General features: G+C 60.4%; 1 pseudogene. It reads left to right on the top strand.

The window, feature by feature from the left end:
• Positions 1 to 131 precede the first annotated feature (131 nt).
• A pseudogene (locus B2790_RS10650) lies at positions 132 to 381 on the top strand (hypothetical protein); the annotation flags it as partial.

Here is a 381-nt window from a genome sequence, read left to right as displayed (position 1 = left end):
CGTGCCCGCGAAAGGGCCAGTGAATCCCCTACAACGACAAAGGTTATCTCTCATTACAGACCAAGGGGTGAAAACCTCCCCCCCGTATGCAGTACAATCGCCCCCTTTTTCTTGGCAACGAGTCGAAGCCAATGATCGAACCCAAGCGCGTCCTGCGCGCCCTAGCCGAACACTGGGTCCTGATCGAGCCGCTGTGCGAGCGTTTCGACCAGGGCACCCTGAGCCTGGTCGAATTGCGTCAGCATGTGGCCCGCCAGCAGGTCGAGAGTACCCCGCAGGACATCACCCAGCTGCTCGACGTGTGGATCCGCCTGGATATCCTGGTCCCGGTGGCCAAGAGCCCGAACCGTTTCGAGCTCAACGCGCAGATCCACGATTTCC

The organism is Pseudomonas sp. UBA6753 (assembly GCF_002453565.1).
Classification (GTDB): Bacteria; Pseudomonadota; Gammaproteobacteria; order Pseudomonadales; family Pseudomonadaceae; genus Aquipseudomonas; species Aquipseudomonas putida_Z.
The sequence above is the reverse complement of the archived record's forward strand: the minus strand, read 5'-3'. Positions and strand labels throughout refer to the sequence as shown.